Annotated in this window: 17 protein-coding genes; 10 read left to right on the forward strand and 7 right to left on the reverse strand. The window is 61.6% G+C overall.

Going from position 1 to position 18,854, the window contains the following annotated elements; translation table 11 throughout:
• Positions 1-106 precede the first annotated feature (106 nt).
• Positions 107-1,123 carry a glycine betaine ABC transporter substrate-binding protein gene (locus DBP26_RS04560; protein WP_256600736.1) on the forward strand — a complete coding sequence of 339 codons (1,017 nt, stop codon included), beginning with the start codon at positions 107-109 and terminating at the stop codon, positions 1,121-1,123.
• A complete protein-coding gene (locus DBP26_RS04565; RefSeq protein ID WP_108236747.1) occupies positions 1,120-2,067 on the forward strand; it encodes a homocysteine S-methyltransferase family protein in 948 nt (315 codons plus the stop codon). The genes DBP26_RS04560 and DBP26_RS04565 overlap by 4 nt, the downstream gene beginning before the upstream one ends.
• A gap of 32 nt (positions 2,068-2,099) precedes the next feature.
• Here the strand turns inward: DBP26_RS04565 and DBP26_RS04570 are convergent, their stop codons facing one another.
• A complete protein-coding gene (locus DBP26_RS04570) occupies positions 2,100-2,861 on the reverse strand; it encodes a TetR/AcrR family transcriptional regulator (RefSeq protein ID WP_218565098.1) in 762 nt (253 codons plus the stop codon).
• Positions 2,862-3,034: 173 nt separating this feature from the next.
• On the opposite strand from DBP26_RS04570, the gene DBP26_RS04575 reads away from it, so the two are divergent.
• From DBP26_RS04575 to DBP26_RS04605, 7 genes are all read left to right on the forward strand, one after another.
• The gene (locus DBP26_RS04575) at positions 3,035-3,793 is read left to right on the forward strand and encodes an enoyl-CoA hydratase/isomerase family protein (protein ID WP_108236746.1); all 759 of its coding nucleotides are present in this window, start codon (positions 3,035-3,037) and stop codon (positions 3,791-3,793) included.
• A 104-nt stretch (positions 3,794-3,897) separates the two neighbouring features.
• Positions 3,898-5,253, forward strand: a complete 1,356-nt coding sequence (locus tag DBP26_RS04580) for an MFS transporter (protein ID WP_108236745.1) — start codon at positions 3,898-3,900, stop codon at positions 5,251-5,253.
• Positions 5,254-5,344: 91 nt separating this feature from the next.
• Complete coding sequence (locus DBP26_RS04585) at positions 5,345-6,949, forward strand: CoA-transferase (RefSeq protein WP_108236744.1); 1,605 nt, start codon at positions 5,345-5,347, stop codon at positions 6,947-6,949.
• Positions 6,946-7,803 carry a shikimate dehydrogenase gene (locus DBP26_RS04590; RefSeq protein ID WP_108236743.1) on the forward strand — a complete coding sequence of 286 codons (858 nt, stop codon included), beginning with the start codon at positions 6,946-6,948 and terminating at the stop codon, positions 7,801-7,803. The genes DBP26_RS04585 and DBP26_RS04590 overlap by 4 nt, the downstream gene beginning before the upstream one ends.
• 51 nt (positions 7,804-7,854) lie before the next feature.
• Positions 7,855-9,018: a dihydrodipicolinate synthase family protein gene (locus DBP26_RS04595; protein WP_108236742.1), complete on the forward strand. Its 1,164-nt coding sequence runs from the start codon at positions 7,855-7,857 to the stop codon at positions 9,016-9,018.
• A 13-nt stretch (positions 9,019-9,031) separates the two neighbouring features.
• Positions 9,032-9,883 (forward strand): sugar phosphate isomerase/epimerase family protein, encoded by an 852-nt coding sequence (locus DBP26_RS04600; protein ID WP_108236741.1) that lies wholly within the window; start codon positions 9,032-9,034, stop codon positions 9,881-9,883.
• A 26-nt stretch (positions 9,884-9,909) separates the two neighbouring features.
• The gene (locus DBP26_RS04605; RefSeq protein WP_108236740.1) at positions 9,910-10,395 is read left to right on the forward strand and encodes a MaoC/PaaZ C-terminal domain-containing protein; all 486 of its coding nucleotides are present in this window, start codon (positions 9,910-9,912) and stop codon (positions 10,393-10,395) included.
• A gap of 62 nt (positions 10,396-10,457) precedes the next feature.
• Here the strand turns inward: DBP26_RS04605 and DBP26_RS04610 are convergent, their stop codons facing one another.
• Entirely contained in the window at positions 10,458-11,210 is a 753-nt protein-coding gene (locus tag DBP26_RS04610; protein WP_108236739.1) for an SDR family NAD(P)-dependent oxidoreductase, read from the reverse strand.
• A gap of 449 nt (positions 11,211-11,659) precedes the next feature.
• Here DBP26_RS04610 and DBP26_RS04615 point away from each other — a divergent pair, with 449 nt between their 5' ends.
• A complete protein-coding gene (locus DBP26_RS04615) occupies positions 11,660-12,610 on the forward strand; it encodes an alpha/beta hydrolase (RefSeq protein WP_108236738.1) in 951 nt (316 codons plus the stop codon).
• Positions 12,611-12,744: 134 nt separating this feature from the next.
• Here the strand turns inward: DBP26_RS04615 and DBP26_RS04620 are convergent, their stop codons facing one another.
• The 5 genes from DBP26_RS04620 to tagF all read right to left on the reverse strand — a co-directional run bounded on the left by DBP26_RS04620 (position 12,745) and on the right by tagF (position 18,842).
• Positions 12,745-13,377 carry a TetR/AcrR family transcriptional regulator gene (locus DBP26_RS04620; RefSeq protein WP_108236737.1) on the reverse strand — a complete coding sequence of 211 codons (633 nt, stop codon included), beginning with the start codon at positions 13,375-13,377 and terminating at the stop codon, positions 12,745-12,747.
• Between the two features lie 159 nt (positions 13,378-13,536).
• Positions 13,537-14,637: a type VI secretion system protein TssA gene (tssA, locus tag DBP26_RS04625; protein WP_108236736.1), complete on the reverse strand. Its 1,101-nt coding sequence runs from the start codon at positions 14,635-14,637 to the stop codon at positions 13,537-13,539.
• Between the two features lie 101 nt (positions 14,638-14,738).
• Complete coding sequence (locus DBP26_RS04630; RefSeq protein ID WP_108236735.1) at positions 14,739-15,257, reverse strand: type VI secretion system tube protein Hcp; 519 nt, start codon at positions 15,255-15,257, stop codon at positions 14,739-14,741.
• A 166-nt stretch (positions 15,258-15,423) separates the two neighbouring features.
• The gene (tssM, locus tag DBP26_RS04635) at positions 15,424-17,919 is read right to left on the reverse strand and encodes a type VI secretion system membrane subunit TssM (RefSeq protein WP_108236734.1); all 2,496 of its coding nucleotides are present in this window, start codon (positions 17,917-17,919) and stop codon (positions 15,424-15,426) included.
• Entirely contained in the window at positions 17,916-18,842 is a 927-nt protein-coding gene (gene tagF, locus DBP26_RS04640; protein WP_108236733.1) for a type VI secretion system-associated protein TagF, read from the reverse strand. The genes tssM and tagF overlap by 4 nt, the downstream gene beginning before the upstream one ends.
• Positions 18,843-18,854: the final 12 nt, after the last annotated feature.

Raw genomic sequence — 18,854 nt, forward strand, 5'->3', positions numbered from 1 at the left:
GCGCGCTGATTCCCGACCGCATCATTCAATCGACCTTGCGTAAGCGAAGTCGCTCTTTCCATCGTTCGTGAGGTTTACCGTGAGCATTTTCTTCCCCCGTACCGCCCTGACTGCGGGACTGATCGCAGCGCTGCTGCCAGCGACCGCTACCTTCGCCAAAGACAAAGTAGTCATCGGCGAGCAAAATTGGACGGGCGCCATTGCCATCCAGCACATCCTCGGCGAAATCATCAGTACCCGCCTGGACGGCGATGTGTCGTACCTGGCGGGCGACGTGCCGGTCTTGTTCGCGGCCGCTGCCAAAGGGGATGGTTCGGTGGACGTGCTGACTGACATCTGGCTGCCCAATCAGTCGGCGGCCTGGGCCAAATACGTCACCGGCGGCACCCGTTCGCTGGTGCCGAACAAACGGCCCTACCTGGGCGTGCAGGGCTTCTACATCCCCGGATACATCCAGGACACCTACAACGTGCATTCGGTGTACGACCTGAAGAAGCCGGAAGTGGCCAAATTATTCGAGCCACTGGGTGGCGGAGAGGCGCAATTGCTGGTCGGCCCGGCGGGCTGGGAGTCCACCTACATCGGCGAGATCAAGGCCCAGGATTACGGCTTTGCCGACAAGTTCGAAGCGGTGTCCACTGAAGCCTCGGTGACCTACGCCAAGCTGGCAGCGGCGTACAAAGCCCACCGTGGCGTTGTGTTCTACGCCTACACGCCGGACTGGATCTTCTCTGCCTTCGACTTGCGCCGCCTCGAGGAACCGGCATTCGACGGCTACGCCCAGGACAACAAGAAGGGCGACCCGCTGTACAAGGCCGATGGGTGCTGGAAATTCATCAGCCCGACCGTCGACGCCGACTGGAAGAACAAGAGCCACATCACCTGCGCCTATCCGGATGCCAAGGTGTATGTGCTGACTTCGACAGCGTTGCAAAAACGCGCGCCGAAGATCGCCAGCTTCCTGGAAAACGTTGCCATCGACCCGCAGTCGCTGAACGACCTGATCCTCAAGATCGAAAAGGAGAAGCAACCGGTCGATGCGGCCGCCAAGGACTGGATCGCCACCAACCCGAAAGTGGTGGACACTTGGCTGGGCGTACAGACCTTGGGGAGCGCGCAATGACCAGAGTGACGCTGCTGGATGGGGGCATGGGCCGAGAGTTGCAGCGCATCGGCGCACCGTTTCGCCAGCCGGAATGGTCGGCGCTGGCGTTGATCGAAGCCCCCGACTACGTGTTGCGGGCCCATGGCGCATTCGTCGACGCCGGGGCCCGGATCATCACCAGCAACAGCTATGCGCTGGTGCCGTTTCACCTCGGGGAGGAGCGGTTCGCCGCCGACGCCCTGGGGCTGGCGGAGCGGGCAGGGAGGCTCGCTCGCGAAGCCGCCGGGCGCAGTCCCGAACGGGTGGCCGTGGCCGGCTCGCTGCCACCGGCGCTGGGCTCTTATCGCCCGGATCTGTTCAATCATGAGCGCTCCGTCGCGATCCATCGCATCCTGATCGAGGGCCTGCGCAGCCATGTCGACCTGTGGCTGGCCGAAACCCAGAGTTCGATTGCCGAAGTTCGCGCGGTGCATCAGGCCCTCAGCGAGGCAGATGCCGTTCGGCATACGCCGCTGTGGCTGTCCTTTACCCTCAGCGACGATCCGGAACAGGGGCCGCGTCTGCGCTCCGGGGAACCGGTGGCTCAGGCCGTGAACGTGGCGCTGGAGCTAGGGGCCGAAGCCGTGCTGTTCAATTGCAGCCAGCCCGAGGTGATGGGGCAGGCAGTGATCGTGGCCCGGCAGGTGATCGACACCGCGGCGGCCCACGCGCAGGTGGGTGTGTACGCCAATGCCTTTCCGACGGTCAGCACCAAGGCCGAAGCCAATGCCACCTTGCTCGACATCCGTCAGGATCTGGACCCCAGCTCGTACCTGCGCTGGGCACGGTCATGGGTCGAACAGGGGGCGAGCATCGTGGGTGGCTGTTGCGGCATCGGCCCGGAACATATTGCTGAGCTGCACGGCCACTTATTGCCGGTGACCGAGCGCAGCGATGACCAGGCATCCTCGCAAAGGCGCTGAAAGGGAGGCGCAGGCGACAGGGGGGCGGAACGTCAGTTCGTGTAGTTGGCCAGAACGATGCGCGAAAAGGCATTCAGGAACAGTTCGACCCGTTCGTAGCCCCCTGCGTCCTGCGCAAATATCGACAAGCTGTCCACCAGGTGCGTCAAGAGCAAGACCAGATCCTCTCTTGGCGCATCGGCGGTCAATTCGCCGACGTCGATCGCGTGATCCACTGCGTATTCCACGGCCGCGCGCACGTCGGTCGTGAAACCGGCCAAAGCCGCACGGGTCGGTTCGGTCAACACATCGCTTTCCAGCCGTAACCGGCTGATCAGGCTCCAAGGCTTGCGGGTCTTGCCATTGGGGTTGAATTTCTTGAACAGGCTGCGATTGAACGCAAGTTCGGCCTGAACCTTTTCCTGTAGCGACTTCCCTTCATCAAGCCAAATGGCACGTTGCTTGGTCGTAGCCTGTTGCACGTAGTCCGTGACGACCTCTTCGACCAGGCTGTTCTTGTTGCCAAAATGGTAGTGAATGTTGGTGGTGGTGATGTCCAGCTCCTTGGCGATCACGCCAAAGGTGGTCTTGTGGTAGCCGTGGGCAATCAACAGCTTTTTCGCCAGATCCTTGATGTTGTCACGCATCGAAGTCTCTTTCGGGATGGCATTCGCTTTGTCGTTCTGGCTCAAGGTGAAGTCTCGATAAGACGCGCAGTAGATGGTCTGACATTGCAGGCGATCAGGCAGCGGTGTGCGTACGAAGGCGGCCGACACCTGACGGCAACCGGGTCGGCGGCCGATTTTACACGACATTTCCGCGGTTCATGTCGCGCCCGTAGCAGCACGCTCGCTGCGATAACGATTTCCCAGCCAAAAAAATCAATTGCAGACCTGCTGCCCGGGTGATATTTATAGCTCATGACGTACTTACTAGTAAGTAAGTTGCGCAGTGATGAATCCCTTGTTTCTCCTTCATAGGAGCAGGTATGCGAGACACCCTGACCCTTCATTTGCACGGTGCCGTTGCGGAAGTCGTCATCGATCGCCCGGAAAAAATGAACGCCATGACGCAGGACATGACCGCGGCGCTGGTGGACATCAAGCGCAGGGTCGAGGGCGATGACGACGTGCGGGTGATGTTGCTGCGTGGCGAAGGAACGCGCGCATTCTGTGCAGGGAGCGACCTGAACTCGCTGAACGCCTACCGCGATGCGTGGACTTTTCGCGACCGTGTCGACTACGCGGCGGTCATCCGTGATTTCAAGAAACCCGTGGTGGCCGCGCTTGAGGGGTGGGTGCTCGGCGGTGGCCTGGAAATGATGCTTGGCGCGGACATTCGCGTGGCAGGCCGCGGGGCCCGTTTCGGCGCCCCTGAGGTGGTGCGCGGTTGGGTCGGAGGCGGTGGGGCCTCGCAAATGCTCCCCAGGCTGGTGGGTTATGGGCAAGCCATGAAGTTGCTGCTGAGCGGCGATCCCATCGACGCCGCTGAAGCGCATCGCATCGGGCTGGTGGAGATGCTGGTGGAGGATGGAGAGGCGAGGGACGCTGCCCTGCACTTGTGCTCGCGGCTGGCGCAGCACAGCCCGATCGCTACCCAAGCGGTCAAAGCGGCGGTTCGCGCGTCGTTGTCCATGCCGCTGGAGCAGGGTATTCGGTATGAGAACGAATTGACCTCCCTGTGCTTTGCCTGTGGGCACTATGCAACGGGCGTCAGCGCCTTCTCGGAACGCAAAGCGCGCACTTGAGCTGCGCGCGCCGATGCAGGATGCATGGGTGAACATCGGCAGGGACACCCCAAATCTAAAAAAGCAGTGCCAACATCCAACAACAATAATCAGGAGAACGCGCTATGCACACGGCACAGGCGCATCAGGCAAAGCAAAAAAACATTCGGCGCGCCGTATTCGCCTCGACCCTGGGCACCATCATCGAATGGTATGACTACGGGTTGTATGCGGCGGCGTCCGGCCTGATCATCAATAAGCTTTTCTTCCCGCAACTTTCCGCGCTCGCCGGAACCTTGGCCGCGTTTGCGACTTTTGCGGTGGGTTTCATCGTTCGCCCGGTCGGCGGCATCATCATTTCGCACATCGGTGACAAATACGGGCGCAAACCGGCGCTGATCTTCTGCATCACGATCATGGGGGTGGCCACGGTCGGCCTCGGGATACTGCCGACCTACGCGCAGGTCGGGATCCTGGCGCCGATCCTGCTGATTCTCATGCGGATGATGCAAGGCTTCGGGGCAGGGGCGGAGCTCGCCGGCGCCATCACGCTGATCGCCGAGTACACTCCACCTCACCGGCGCGCCTTTTTCACCTCGATTCCCAACGCGGCAACGAACTTTGGCGTGATGATCGCCATCACCACCTTTCTGATGATTTCCTGGGTGCCCGAAGACATCCTTTTCAGCTGGGTCTGGCGCGTGCCGTTCATTCTTTCGCTGGCCTTGTTCGGCGTCGCGCTCTACATCCGGGCCAAACTCGATGAAACGCCCGAATACGTCGCGGCCATGGAAAGTGCTGCTGCCAAAGCCAAGGATGCCAAGGTGCCGGTAGCCGAGCTGTTCAAGAACAGCCGTCGCGAAGTGTTGTGCGGCTTTCTCGCGATGGGCGGGCATCAGGCGCTGAGTTACGTTCTCAACACCTTCGCGATCAGTTACATGACCTACACCCTCGGGATGGAGAAAACGGACAGCCTGATCGTGTTGATCGTCGCCCTCGGCGTTTCCCTGTTCTGTGCACCCATTGGCGGCCTGCTGGCCGACAAGTTTGGCAGTGGCAACATTTTTGCGGCCGGGGCGATCGGTGCATTGGTGATGGTCTGGCCGTTGTTCCTGGCCATCGACAGCAAAAACGTGGTGCTGGCGGCGTGTGTGATGAGCGCGGTCTACGGCATCAGTTGGGGCTGTACCTGTGGGGCACAGGGGGCCTTCCTGGCAAACCTGTTTCCCACCCGTTACCGCTTCTCCGGGATTGCCATGTGCCGAGAGCTTTCCGGCGCTTTCATCGGAGGGCCCACCCCGTTCATCGCCACGGCACTGGTGGCCTACGCCGGCGGAAAGCCCACGTACCTGATGCTCTATTTAGGGCTGTTCTCGCTGCTGACATTGATTGCCGTGGTGATGGGCAAGCACTTGTCACGCCATCGAGATGACCCCGTGGACGCGCCGGCGCCTCATCCTGCGGTGTCCGCGCGTCCCTGATCACCTTTCCCATTGCCGGGCGGACGCCTGAAGTCCGCCCGCCCGGCACGCTTGCTTCCTTAACCGTCCTGCCGGAGCCGTCGCAGCCGCCATGAAAATCTTGAACGCCGATCAGGCCATAGCGCTTATCAATGACAACGACACGCTGATCATCGGAGGGTCGGGGAGCGGCCACGCGATTCCCGAGACACTGATCGAGGCCTTGGAACGGCGCTACCTGGCCGAAGGCAGTCCGCGTCAACTGACATCGATCCATCCGGTCGGTCTGGGCAATCGGGCCGAGCGGGGCGCTTCCCGAATGGCACACCCGGGCCTGCTCAAGCGGGTTATCTGCGGCACGCTCGTCGATTCGCCGCCACTGGCACAACGTGCACTGGACAAGCAGATCGAAGCCTGGACATTGCCCCAAGGCGTGCTTTCGCAACTCACACGGGAGATGGCGGCCGGCCGCCCCGGCCTCATCAGCCACGTGGGCTTGCACACCTTCGTCGACCCGCGCCAGAACGGGGGTAGCCAGGGCGCCGACAGCGAAGCGCAGTGGGTCAGCCTGATGGAAATCGAGGGGCGGGAGTGGCTCTTCTATAAGCCATTCGACCTGGATGTCGCGTTCCTGCGCGGCACCACGGCCGATGAGGATGGCAACATTTCGATGGAGCACGAGGCTATTTTCGGCGACATGCTGTCCATGGCTCAGGCGACCAAGCGCAACGGAGGCCTGGTCATCGTGCAAGTCAAGCGCGTTGCTCGGCGCGGCACCTTGCCGCCCAAGTCCATCAAGATCCCGGGCATGCTGGTTGACGTGGTGGTGGTGGATGCGCAACAGCCGGTGACTTACCAGACCGCTTACGATCCAGCCTTCACGGGCGAGCTGCGCATCCCCCTCGACGGTTTCCCCAGGTTGCCTCTGGATGAGCGCAAGATCATCGCGCGCCGATTGGCGATGGAGCTTCGGGTCGGTGCGGTGTGCAACGTCGGCTCCGGGGTCTGCACGGGTATCGGCCTGGTCGCGGCCGAAGAAGACGTGCTCCACCACATCGTGTTGACCAACGAGCAGGGGTTGATCGGCGGTGCACCTGCGGCCGGGCTGGACGCGGGGGCGGCGCGCAACTACAGCGCGATCATCGACATGCCCTATCAGTTCGACTTTTACGACGGTGGCGGCATCGACATTGCCTTCCTGTCCGCCGTGGAAATCGATGCGGTCGCAAGCGTCAACATCAGCCGCTTCGCCGGCAAATTGATCGGCGTGGGCGGTTTCATCAACATCAGTCAGAACGCGAAGAAAATGGTCTTCGGCGGCACCTTCACCGCAGGCGGCCTGGCAGTGGCGTGCGAAGGCGGGCAACTGCACATTCTGAAAGAGGGCGCTCATCGCAAATTCGTGGCGCAGTTGCAGCAAGTCTCCTACAGCGGCCCCTACGCTCAACAGTGCGGGCAAACCACGCTGTTCGTGACCGAGCGAGCCGTGTTTCAGGCCGTCGACGGGGCCCTTGAGCTGATCGAAATCGCGCCCGGTATCGACCTTGAACGCGATGTGCTTGCCCACATGGCATTCCGGCCGCTGATCTCGCCGGAGTTGCGGTTGATGGATCACCGCCTGTTCCGTCCGGAGCCCATGGGGCTGGACGCCGACATGGGCGAACAGCCCTGGCCTGAGCATCCGCGCCTCAAGGCCTTGCGGGAGCGCCACTTGTGAACACGCCGATGCAGAACGTCCGTGTCGATGGCGCCACCCGCCTGTTTGGAATCGTCGGTCATCCGGTGGCGCAGGTGAAGACGCCGCAACTGCTGAATGCACGCTTCGACGCGTCGCGGCTCAATGCCGTGTGCGTGCCGTTCGACGCGCCGGTCGAGCACTTCGAAGCCATCGTTCAAGGACTCAAATCCCTCGCCAATCTGGATGGCCTGGTGATCACCGTGCCGCACAAGATAAGCGCGATGGCCTTGGTGGACAGGCTTTCGCCCGCGGCGCAGCGCGTTGGCGCCATCAATGCGATGCGACGCGAAGCCGACGGTACCTGGTTGGGCGATATGTTCGATGGTACGGGGCTGTTGCAAGGGCTGGCGCCATTGGGTTTTCAGCTGGCCGGCCAACGGGTCAAGCAAATCGGCGCGGGTGGCGCCGGTGCCGCGGTGGCGCATGCACTCGCTCAGGCTGGGGCTGCATCCTTGGCAGTGAGCGATCCCAGGCAGGCGGCGTTGTCGGAACTGGTGGAACGCCTGCGCCATTTCTACCCCGACTGCAAGGTGGATATCGACCACAACCCTGCGGATGTCACCGACACCGACCTGCTGATCAACTGCTCGCCCGTGGGCATGGGCACCGGTGATGGAATGCCGGTGGCGTTCGGCGCGTTTCCCGCTGCCTTGCAGGTCGTCGACATCATCATGACGCCCGCCGAAACCCCCTTGTTGAAACACGCACGCCGGTTCGGCTGCAACGCGAGCAACGGTTTGCCGATGATCCACGGGCAGCTCGAGGCGTTCGCCCGTTTCTTCCGCGTCGACCCGGCCGAACCCGCGCTGTCAACGTTCTCCGACGTCCGTTGAGAAGGGCGCCGGGAAGCGCAAGCCACCTCAGACATTTTTCGAGCAATCATCATGATCATTACGCTGCCAACCGCTACTGGGCAACTGGAAACCTACACCCTCCGAGGCCAGCCGCTGGCCCCCGCCGCGCCGGGAAGTCCCTTCAATCGCATTGCCTATTCCGCCGCGCATGTCGTTGCAGACCCCCGCGCTGCCGGGGAATTGAATCAGCCGGCCGCCATCGATTGGCCGCGCACCCTCGAATACCGACGGTACCTGATCGAACAGGGGTTGGGGATCGCCGAGGCCATGGACACCGCTCAGCGTGGAATGGGGCTCACTTGGGACACGGCACGCGAGCTGGTTGAACGCACCGTTCGCGAGACCAGCGATCTGCCGGGCGCCCGGATCGCCTCCGGTTGCGGCACGGATCATTTGGAGCTGCACGCAGGGCTGACGTGCGATGACGTCATTCGAGCGTACGCGATGCAGCTGGACGCCATTCAGCGCACCGGCAGCCGCGTCATCCTCATGGCCAGCCGAGCGTTGGTCCTGGCAGCCCGTAGCCGAGAAGACTATGTGCGCGTCTACCGGGAAGTATTGGCGATGTGCGACCAGCCCGTCATCCTGCATTGGCTGGGCGCCATGTTCGACCCCGCGCTGAAGGGCTATTGGGGGAGTGAAGACCTGGACGACGCGGCGGAAGTTTGTTTGGAGGTGATCGGGCAGAACGCTTCGAAAATCGACGGCATCAAGATCTCTTTGCTGGACGATGCCAGGGAAATCGCATTCCGGCGGCGCTTGCCTGACGGCGTAAAAATGTACACCGGGGACGATTTCAATTATCCCTCGCTGATCAAGGGGGACGACGTCGGCTATTCCCATGCCTTGCTGGGGATTTTTGACGCCATCGCGCCCGCTGCCTCACAAGCGTTGGCCGCCTTGGCGGCAGGTGATGTCGACAGGTATGACCGTATGCTTGCGCCCACCGTGGCGTTGTCGCGCCACATCTTTCGTGCGCCGACCCAGTATTACAAGACGGGGGTCGTGTTTCTCGCTTACCTGAACGGCTTCCAACCGCATTTCTTTATGTTGGGCGGCCACCATGGCGCGCGTCCGCCTGCTTACCTGGCGGAGGTGTTCCGTCTCGCCGATTCGGCCAACCTGTTGCGCGACCCCGAAGGCGCCATCCAGCGCATGCGCCTGGTGATGCAGACGCTCGGTTGCCAGCCCTGACGGAGCGACGTTCATGACATCCCTCGAAGGTCAGTTGCACCGATGTGCCATCAACACCGCGACGCTCGGTCATCGCGAGCCGTTGGACAAAACCCTGGACCGTATCGCCCGCGCCGGATTCGGTGGCGTCGCGCCATGGCGGCATGAAGTGGAAGCCATCGGCGCCAAGGCGGCCGGGCGGCAAGTGCGCGCGCTCGGGTTGTCCGTCACCGGCTACTGCCGATCGGCTTATTTTGCCGCGGCCGACCCGGCTGAGCGGCGAGCGAACATGGGCGCCAACATCGCAGCCCTGGACGACGCGGTAGAGCTCGGCGCCAGATGCTTCGTGCTGGTGGTAGGCGGCGTGCAGGGTGTGAAGGACGGCGTGGTCGGCGCGCGCGCGCAGGTGCAGGACGGGATCGGAGCGCTGTACCTCGAAGCTCGCAAACGGGGCATGCCACTGGCGATCGAGCCTTTGCATCCGACCTACGCGTCAGACCGCTCGGTCGTCAACACGATCCGCCAGGCGCTCACACTGTGCGAATCGATTGCGCCCGATGACCCCGCCATGCTCGGCCTGGCGGTCGATGTCTACCACTGCTGGTGGGACCCTGACCTGGCGGCCTCCATTGCCCTGGCAGGCCACGCGGGCAGGATCATGGGTTACCACGTTTGCGATTGGCTGCTCGACACCCAGGACAGGCTGATGGATCGCGGCATGATGGGTGACGGGATCGTCGACCTTCGGGGTTTCCGCCGCCTTATCGAAGACGCGGGCTACACCGGCATGGTGGAAGTGGAAATATTTTCAGCGCAGCGATGGTGGAAGGTGGCCCAGGACGAAGTGCTCGCGGTGTGCGCCCGGCGCCTGCAGTCCCAGTGCTGATTCAACGCGCCAACAGGAGAAGAACGATGAGTGCTCTGCAGACAGAAGGCCGGGTGCTGACCCCCGGCCTGTACCATTTTGACGAGATCGAGGTCGGCGACCGCTTCGTCACCTCCGGGGTGACGGTCACCGAAACGCATGTGGTCAACTTCGCCGGTGTGTCAGGCGACTTCTATGACATCCACCTCGATGACATTGCCGCTCAAGAAGCAGGCTTTTCCAGCCGCATCGCCCACGGGCTGTTGGGGCTGTCGCTGGCGGACGGTCTGAAGACCCGTTGCCCGGTGCGCCTGCAGGGGCTGGCCACCCTAGGCTGGAATTGGTCGTTCCGCGCCCCCATCCTCATCGGCGATCGTATCCATGTCGAGATCAACGTCGTCGGGATGAGGCAGACGAAGCGCGCGGACAGGGGGATTGCCACCCTGGCGCTGACGGTTTTGAACCACGCGGGCAAGACCGTGCAGGACGGGGAAACGCAACTGCTGATGGGCATTCGCAACCGCACCGAGTGAGCAGCGCAGGCGTCGCGCGGCCCGTGTTGACCCCTTCCGCCGGAGCGTCTCACCCACGAGCGTTATTGGAAAGAGGGCTGCTGGACCTTGGGCGTAAGCAATCCGGCGGTCTCGCCGCCATCGATCGTCAACGTGGTGCCGTTGACGTAGCTCGCCGCTGGCGACAAGAGCCAGCAGACGGCCTCTGCGACTTCCGAGGCCATTGCCAGACGTCCTTCGGGAATGCGTGCTGTCAGGGCGGCGAGGCGGGCTTCGTCGTTGACGATCTTGTCCATCATGCGCGTGGCGATCTGTCCAGGGCAGACCGCGTTGAACCGCACTTGGCCGCCGTACTCCAGGGCCAGGGCCTGGGTCAGGCCGAGAAGGGCCGCTTTGCTGGCGCAATAAGTGGCCAGCCCTTGCTCCCCGGCTTTTCCCGCAATCGAAGAGACGTTCACAACAGCGCCATGGCCTGCGATCAGCCCCGGTAACGCGTGTTTGGTGTAGAAGAACGCCGATCGCGTGTTCACGGCAAAGAGCGTGTCCCACTCTTGCTGGGTGGTTTCGACAAAGGCTTTGCGGCCGGACATGCCCGCGTTGTTGACCAGCCCGGCGAGCGTGCCATTGCCCCGGTGCAGCGCCGTTTCCACGACGTGCCGGAACTCGTCCTCATTGGCCACATCCCCGGCCACGAAGGTGCAATTCGGCAAACGGCTCGCCAACTGGTCGCCAGCGGCATGATCGCGCCCGGTGAACACGACCGAATGGCCAAGGCTGACAAGTTTTTCCACGGTTGCCGCACCAATGCCCTGGGTGCCGCCTGTGACGATGTACATGCAGTGCTCCTAAAGATGAACCGCCTCGAGACGGGCCGTTCACTGTGAATACGCGAGGTCGACGGTGTACCGGAAGACCCTGTTGCAACGGTCCGCACGATACCGTGTTTGCTCTCACAAAACTGTACGGGCAGCGTTCACGTTTGAACGATGCGGACGCGCCATCTGCAGCGGTCAATAGTCTTCATTTCGGCCACCCACCCGCTGCCCCGCGGCCTGCCGTCGAACGGATGCCAGGGGCATCTCCCACTGCATGACTTCGGCGCATGCCGACATTCACCTGCCTCGCATATCAATCGGTACAGATGTCGTTGACGCAGGGCAGGCGCCCTTATAGTGTACCGAACGGTATCTAAGTGGCTTATCAATGGCGATCAGTGCTTGCGTCAGCCGCTAACCGATCACCGATATCCAGGCGCGAAGGGCGCGCCACATGCGAGGAGTAGGACATGAAGAAGCATCTCAAACGAGCACTTGCCACCGCGGCGATGGCCATGGCTCTGCCTTATCTTGCCCAGGCTGCGGAATTTCCGGTTCCGAAGGGATTTACCAGCGAGTTCAGAACGGTGGACGGCGTCAAGCTTCATTATGTGAAGGGCGGTTCCGGGCCGTTGGTATTCCTGGCCCATGGTTTTGGCCAAGCGTGGTACGAATGGCATAACTTGATGCCTGAACTTGCCAGAAATCACACCGTTGTTGCCGTGGATCTTCCCGGTCTGGGCGAGTCGCAGCCGCCTAAAACGGGATACAGCGGTACCGCGGTCTCGAAATACCTCTTCGACCTCGCAACGCAATTGAGCGGCAATCAGCCGTTCGATCTGGTTGCGCACGACATCGGTATCTGGAACACGTACCCCTTGGCGGTCATGCACCAGAGCCAGATCAAAAAATTGGTGTTCATGGAAGCGCCCATTCCTGACAAGAGCGTGTATGACTTCCCCGCCTTCTCACCGGAAGGTGAGTCATTGGTCTGGCATTTCAGCTTTTTCGCCGCAGGCGATCACATGGCTGAAACGTTGATCAAAGGGCATGAAAAATTCTTTCTCAAACGATTCATCCAGTCGCACGCGGCCAGTATGGATGCCTTCACGCCCAAGTTGATCGATATGTACGCCAAGTCCTACGCCAAGCCCCAGACGTTGAACGCCTCTTTCGAGTATTACCGCGCACTGAACACATCGATCGCCGAAAACGCTGAACTGTCGAAGACCTCACTGAACATGCCGGTGTTGGCCATCGGTGGGGGCGGGCGCAATGGTCTGGGGCAATTCCAGATCGACCAAACGAAAAAATACGCAACCAACGTCAAGGGCGAAATCTTGCCGGGCTGTGGGCACTGGTTACCGGAAGAGTGCGCTGCCAAGTTGAATGCGGTGGTGGTTGACTTCCTGGATAATTGACACAGGTCCCATGCTAGTCGGGCGGAGCCTTGTGTTTCCCGGGACCCTTTCGCTGAGGCCCTCGATGTACATCGGTGCCATCGGCGAAAGCCTGTTTGAGGAGGTCACGCGTTTCAGCAACAACCCCGGCCGAACTAAGGTACGGCGTGCGCGTTTGCACCCTGCGCGCTGTCCCACAAACCCATGATCTGTGTCACAGCCGCGTCGATCTGCTCGAAGGCGACGCCGTCCCGAGCCAGCACGGAAATGCCCAGCAGGAAGCTGTCGAAGGCTGCCGCCAGCGCCTCGGGCACGACGGTGGCGGGGAGTTCCCCGAGGGCGATCCCGCGCTTGACACAGGCCACAATGCCGGCGCGGTTCAGTGCCCGGGCCTCAGCCAAGGGAGCGGAGATGGCCTTGCTTTCATCCGTACACGTGCTCAACAAGCCAAGCGCGACGAGGCATCCCTTGGGGTGACCGGGTTCGCATTGCATTTTTGCTGAACGTCGCAGCGTCAGTTCGATGGCCTCTCTGGGCGCGAGCGTGGTATCGAAAAGACTCTCCGTCACCCGGCCATGGGTGTTCAGATAGCGTTCCATCACTTCTTCGAACAGCGCCTGCTTGGAGCCAAATGCCGCGTAAAAGCTGGGGGCGGTGATGCCTGTACCGATGTTGGCCTTGAGCTGGCTGAGCGAGGTCGCGTCATAGCCATGCTCCCAGAACAAATGCATCGCCTGAGTGATTGCCACGTCCCGATCAAAGGAGCGCGGACGTCCCATCTGTGCCATATGTACCTCCTGCCGAGTTACATACAGACTACTCGATACATATATCCTTGCCTAGCGCAGGTGACGATCTGCGGCGCTGCCCGGCAGCGCTGTCAACGCGTACTCATCCGTTTCAGGGGGGGCTGTGGCGCGCGGGTAAGCTGACCTGGCCGCCGCAGATCAACCCTTCGGTTCCTTGGTCCCCAACACGTCGCGGATGCCGTCGACGACGCTGCTGTCCTTGATCACGTCGTTCAACCAGCCTTCGAGCGGCATGTTGCCCCACTTGATCGCTCGTTCGATGAGATAGGGCACCGGGCTCTGGGGCTCGGTCTGTTTGAAGAACTGCGCGACACCTGCAAGCAAGGTGAAGGCTTCATCGCGGGTGAGCGGGGTCGTGCGCAATGGCGCCGTGGCGGTCTCTTTGGTGGGGGTGGTCATTGCGGGACCTGCAGGGACTGGGTCGGCCGATAGCGCTTCGGGCTGTGATGGCTCTGCCGGGGCGGCCGGGTTGAGTTCGACGCCACGGTCCTTCAAGAGCTTTTCCGCGAGCTGCGCGGCACGGGAGAGGATTTCGCTCAGGCCGGCGAAGCTGGGCGCTTCGTGACCGAACAACCGGTCTACGGTGGCCTGCAACTGGCGACAGGCATGCAGGCTGTCGTTGATCTCTGCCGCTTTGCGCAGAAAATGTTCGGTCTCGGTCAGAACCACCGAGCGCTGGAAAATTTCTGCATTGATTTTTCCTTCGTCCAGAGCCGTGCGCATCGCCTGTTGGTTCTGCAGGGCGAGGTTCTCGATGTGCCGGGACTCGTCGTAGCGCAACAGGCCGAATTGATCGCCTTGGGTGATCGGCAGCCCGCCGACCACGTCGGCCAGTGTTGTTTTTAGCCAGGCCAGGCGTGCAGCACGCTCTTCCAGGCCTTCGTCGAGGGCAGGGAAGAGGTCGTCCCAGAAGCGCTGCAGTATCCGCTCGGCCAGCGTGAGGCCGAAGGTAATGCCCACGAAGTGATATTTGTGCGCCAAGGCTTCACTGAGCCAGGCCACGAGCATCAGGTCCTTGCTTTGCTTGGCAAGCCCCTGTGCAGCCAGGGTGATGGTCATGTCCCAATCCGAGGATTTCAGATCGGTTTGCCAATCACCCTGGGTCAGGTAATCAGGGTCTGCCCGACGAGCTTCCTTGACCTGATCGAACAGCGTGGAAAAGCTCAGGTCTTCGCCGCTGCCTCCATTGATCGGCGCTGTCAGTTCGGTCATTGAAAGGTCGTTGAGAAATTCAGACATGGTCAACTCGGCAATGGGTAAAGAAACACCATGCCGATGAAGTCGGCACGGTGTCAGGTAAGGGCCATCGCCGTCGACGATGGCCCCGGGTGCTTACGCGATCACGCGAAAACCTTGTTGGCGGTGCGGTCCCAGCCGCCAGTGACGTTACCGCCACCCTGGCCGTCCGCACGGCTCTGTTGGGTGTAGGTGGTTTTGATACGCGCGAAGTTGAAGCTGATTTCTTCGATCGGCAGATCGCTCACCGCTTTGTCTTCGCCATCCTGGTTACCACCGGCAATGGCCTTGACCGACGACACCACAACCTCTTCCAGGTTGATGGTGAGGTAGGTCAGCTTGTCGCCGCCGGCACGGTTGACGTTCAGCTGGATTTTGGCGATGTGGGTCCCTTTGCAGCAGGCTTCGAACAGCTTCGCGGAGGCCTTGTCGACTGCCTTGCGAATGCTGAAATCGCTCAGCGCAACGCGCTCGGACGATGCACCACCCGAGGAACTGGCCGTTGCCGAAGTGGCTTGCGTGGCGCCGTATTCGTAGCCCAGTACTTCGATCCAGTCCTTGTGCTTTTCATCCAGCACTTCGCCTGGGATCCCGTCGATCTGAATGTATGCGTCAAATGCCATTTCTAACTTCTCCATTTTCTTACAATTAAGGGCTTGTCCTAGCTGCGGCCAGATCGCAGCCCTTCGATTTGACCCCCCTCGATCATTCGAGGGGAGTCGGTTGCCGCTGCCTCAGCCTCCGCGCGCAGAGGCTCAGGCGCCGGTTCCTCCTGAGCGGTACGTGCACTCAATTGAGCGCGCGCACCTCGATTTCTACCCGCCGATTGGGCTCCAGGCACTGAATGAGCTGTGCCCTGGGCAATTGCATGTTGCACTTGACCAGCGGTTTCTGACTGCCTTCGCCCACGGCTTCCACCAGTTCGGCGGGCACGCCCTTGCCGACCAGGTAGGTCTTGATGGTTTGCGCACGTTGCCTGGACACCTGGAGGTTGCCTTCTGGATCACCCAGTTGATCCGCGTGCCCGGCGATGATGATCTTGCCGATGTTCGGGGTGCTCAACAGCTTGCCGGCGATGGCGCTCAACTGGCTCTGGCCCTCGGTTTTCAGGCTCTGGAAATCCGCGCGGGCGAACGCGAACAAGGTGTCCGACTCCAGCGTGATGGTCTCGATCGAACGCAGCGACTGCGACAACAGGCTGTTGATGTAATTGCGTGAGCTGGACGTCAGGAACGCGTTGTCGAGGATCCTTGGCACGTCGGGCTCGTGGATCTGATCGCTGTAGAAATTGACCTGGCGGCTGGCCATTTCATAGTCGGTTCCGGTATTCGGCGTGGCCGCAATGGCCGGCGTGTTCTTACCGGTCTGTTTGGCGATCGCCGGGTACCAGTAATCAGGAATCCGTGCCTTGAGAAACGTCGGGTCCGCTTTCTCGCGTTGCGAGCGCGACAGCATCACGTAAGTCTCGAGCGTGGCCTTGCCAAAGTCGGCAATCGACTGCGCACGGTTGTCCGTCGGCAGGGCGCGAGGCTCGACGCTGTCGACCCCGGTCACCGGCATGAGGTCTCTGGCGTTGCGCTGGTACACCTTGATCGTCGTCAGCAAGTACAACGAGCGGGTCAGGTTTTCGGAGGTCGGCTTGAGCATCACGCTCTCCAGCCGACTGAAATACCGGCTGCGCACTACAGGCTCGATCTTGTAGCCCTGATAGAGGCCCAGCCGCAGGCGCAGCGGAACGCCCTGTTCGTGATGCCGCGCGTAGTAATCGGCTGTCCAGAACCGCAGGCGGTCCAGCGTTTGCCAGGACGTGTACTGTTGCGCAGCGGCTTGGTCCTGCGCGGCCGCCGCGGTCAATTCCGCCGACAGCGTTTTGATGGCCGACGCATTGTTCCAGTACGACCAGCCCCACAGGCTGCAGAGCAACAGTGCGACGAGACTGGCGCCGCCGACCCATGCGGCCTTGCGACGACGCTCGCGGAAATTGGTGGTGTACAGCGCGACCAGATGTTGATCCGGGATGATCACCTTACGGAACAGGCTGTTGATGAACAGCGGCTGGGGTTGTGCGTGGCCACTGGCGCTCGCGGCTTCGCCCTGGAGGTGAAAACGCTCGCTGACCTGCCGGGTGTGGCCACCCAACTCTGGCGCGTCGGCGTCCAGGGCGCTGGTGAAATAGAAGCCGCGCAGCAGCTCCGCGCTCTGGTAGGGGTTCGCACGCAGTAGGGTGTCGACGAACTGCTGAAGCCTGGGCTTGAGCGCCGCCAGCTCCAATGGGAAGCGGTAGACCGCAGAGTCCTGGCGGGTGATTTGAATGTCCTGCAACATCAGTTGCTGGCTGGCCACCTCCTGCCAGTAACGGGTCAATTCGTCCATCGCCAGGCCGAACCGCTGCCCCCAATCGGCCTTTTCGAAATCCTTGTGGGTGAAGGTCTTGCCCATGACTTCGCCACGGGCCACTTCATCGAGGCGCCGGTAAAAGGCAGTGAAACCGGGTACGAGGTCGCATTTGGTGAAGACCAGATAGACCGGCAGCCGCACTTCCAGCAGTGAGTGAGTTTCCTGAATCCGCTCGCGCAGGCGTTTGGCCAAGCGTTCCTGGTCTTCCGGCGAGGCCTCAAGAATGTCGTGGATGCTAACCGTCACGATCAGGCCATTGAGCGGACGCCGCTGGCGATACTGGCGCAAGAGCTGGAGAAAGGCGCGCCACTTACCGACTTCCTCCTGGTTGTTCATGTAACGTCCGGCAGTGTCCAGAAGCACCGCCTCGGAGCTGAAGAACCAGTCGCAATTACGCGTGCCGCCCAGCCCGGCGACACGAACGCCTTCGCGTTCGGCATACGGGAAATTCAGGCCGGACTGATACAGCATGGTGCTTTTGCCTGCTGCGGGCTGACCGACCACCAGGTACCACGGCAGTGCGTACAGCGCGTCCTTGGTGGCAGCGCCCCGTGGCGTGTTGCTGTGCAGACGGTCGATGCTTTGCAGCAGACGCTCACGCAGCAGGCTGACCTCCTCGCGATCTGCCGGGCTGGCATTGAGCACCGCCTGATCAGCGTCATCGCGCAGCAAGCCTTCCAGGTTCGGGTGGCTTGAGGCGCCACGGTACAACAGCAGCACGTAACCGGCAGACAGCAGCAAAAACAGACCGATGCCAGCCAGCAGGCTGTGCAATGAGTTGAAGCCCAGCGCGCCACCGATGGCCCATACCGCGAAGATCATTACAAAGAAGCAGACCCCAAGCACGTAGGGTTGATAGCGCAGAAAGTAATATTTGATCTTGTTCATACTGACTTCATATCCGGCGCGTCGACGAAGCGGTCGATGGCGTCATAAAGGGGGCGTTCGGTATCGGGCATCGCGGGCTGGCGATGGTGTTCGTCAAACGTTTCGAAATTGGCCAGCACGTCATACGTATCAGTGGCCTGGCCTTGACCGGTGAGGACGGTGTAGAGGCTGTGGTTGCCTCTGTTGGGAAAGCAGAACAACTTAGGGCGCATGAAGTCGTCGGCCAGCACGCTCACTTGCGGCGAAGCCCGACCCGCGCTCATGCGTGTCAACCAGTCGACCCACAGATCGGCGGTGGGGTTTTTCAGACCACGCTCGGCGGGCAAAGGCAGGCTGATGGCCGGCGCGTCCGCGTGGTGCAACGAGCGGCGTGCTGCATGGAGCCGGGTCAGCACCGCCGACGTGATGAACTCGGGATAGGCACCCTTCAAAGCGTCGGCGATGTCGCCCAGGTTGAAGTTGCGCAGGAATTTGTCGTGCACCTGGCGAAACAGTGCCAGATCCTGGCCCTGCAACGGCCGCAGCGCCTTGATCTTCTCGAACAGCCGTGCCGGTTGTTCGCCTTGCACACCGAGATGAAGCAGGGGCTTGATCTGCCCGCAGAACAGCTCGCTCAAGGTGAATGGGTTGACCAGACGTTCATTTTCTTCGGCCTTGAGCGTCTGGAAAATAAAGAACGGATAGCGCCGCTGGCTGGCGTCCATGGAGCTCACCAGGCCACCCAACAACCAATTGCCCGAGCGCGCACGGTAGGCGACGAAGCACACCGGCAGGCGATCGAACAGCGTGCGCCAGTCCTCGCGCGGGTGAATCGCAGCCAGCGCGTTCTGGAGCCAACCGTCGAATTCGCAGACTTCGTCAGCGGCGCCATGCAGGCTGACGAAGTCGGCGCTGGCCGGTATTTTTCCGAAGCAGCCGATCATCGACCGCTCCTT

This window comes from Pseudomonas sp. RIT409 (genome assembly GCF_003052515.2).
Classification (GTDB): Bacteria; Pseudomonadota; Gammaproteobacteria; order Pseudomonadales; family Pseudomonadaceae; genus Aquipseudomonas.